Source organism: Prevotella sp. HJM029, from assembly GCF_000599605.1.
Classification (GTDB): domain Bacteria; phylum Bacteroidota; class Bacteroidia; order Bacteroidales; family Bacteroidaceae; genus Prevotella.
In genome coordinates, this window is sequence record NZ_AZHT01000053.1 from 1 (window position 1) to 1,573 (window position 1,573).

2 protein-coding genes are annotated in these 1,573 nt (G+C 37.4%); both read left to right on the top strand.

What is annotated here, in order from left to right:
• Positions 1-641: nucleotidyl transferase AbiEii/AbiGii toxin family protein (locus X919_RS0104530; RefSeq protein ID WP_028899193.1), on the top strand; the 641-nt coding region annotated here is incomplete at its 5' end.
• Between the two features lie 225 nt (positions 642-866).
• The coding region (locus X919_RS0104535; RefSeq protein WP_028899194.1) for an RNA polymerase sigma factor at positions 867-1,573 on the top strand (707 nt) is incomplete at its 3' end.

Consider the following 1,573-nt stretch of genomic DNA (forward strand, 5'->3'; position numbering starts at 1 on the left):
TTCAGAATGAAACAATAGCTGGGGTACCTCCAAGACCTATAGACCATGATAGTGATCCGACTGTAATTTTTGTCAATTATCAAAGCATATTGCCGTCTAGTATGCGGCTTATTGATACGAGAGTTAAAATAGAAATAAGTTGTCTGTCTATGTCTGAGCCTCATGAATATTGTGAAATTCACTCTCTTATCTTCGATAAGTTCCCTGAAGAGGATGATGAAATAACCGCATCAATTAAGACTGTAACGCCATCAAGGACATTCTTGGAAAAGGCATTGCTACTTAGTGAAGAGCTTCAAAAGAAGGAACCGAGATCCCTACGTATGTCTCGACATCTTTACGATTTGGATAGATTGATGGATACAGAGTTTGCTCAGAAAGCATTGAATGATGGTAAACTCTATAAGGCGATTGTAGAACATCGTCGCCGGTTCTATCATTTGGGATATGTGGACTATGATAAAGACTATCCCGCTAAGATTGATTTTATCCCCCAAGATGAAGTAATGAATGCTTATCGTCTTGATTACGAGTCAAATATGGTAGATGGCTATATATACGGTAAAGCAAAATCCTTTGATGAGTTGATGAATAGAATGGAGAAATTACTTATAGATTTCAGGCGGATTGTAATTTCTTAGAGCAAGATCTGTTTATGGTTTGTTGTAGGTTTTGCGATACGACATGAAGGGTTTCCCATAAAAAGGTTGGCAATTATCTCTTGTAGATAACGAGCCGGCCATTAAAAAGAGCTCTTTAATCATAGATTTTTAATATTTTTCCAAGTTTCTCAAAAAAAAGTTTCTAAATCCGTGCAGTCTTTTAAGCAAAACATGCTCCTTTTAATAAAAAGGTATGGTATATCTATGAAAATAGATGTTAATATAGATGCATGTAAACAGGGAGAACGTGAGGCTCTCGGAAATTTATATAAGGCATATTCCGACAGATTAAAGAGAATATGCCTGCACTATGTGGCAGATGAAAGTACGGCGGAAGATATTTTACACGATGCTTTTATCATCATTTTTACCTCTATTAATTCGCTGAAGGACAACTCAAAATTGGAAGGATGGATGATAACGATTGTGAGAAACCTTTCGTTGAGATTCCTACAAAGTACAGAAAAAAGTAATATTCTTTTATCCAGTCTGGGGATAGATGTGTTGAGCGAAGAAGACGATAAAAAAAAGAATATAGAGCTGGAGTTGTTGCTGTCAGCGATAGAACTGTTACCAGAGGGGAACCGAGAAATATTCAAACTCTCTGTGTTGGACGGTCTTTCACATAAGGAAATAGGGGATTTGCTTGGTATCAACCCACACAGTTCTTCTTCGCAGTTGGCTCGGGCAAAGAAAATGCTGCGTGTCATATTGATTAAGTATTGGATGCTGTTCTTGCTTCCCATCCTGATACCTGTCTATATCTATTTCGTAACGAGGGACAAGTTCGTTGACACATCTGATAATAGATCAACGGCTTTAGATACTCATCATAACTTTCCAAAACGAGTTCAACAAAATAGAGCTGCTTCTCAAAAGAATGGGCAGCCAAGGTATTCTATACCTTCAAG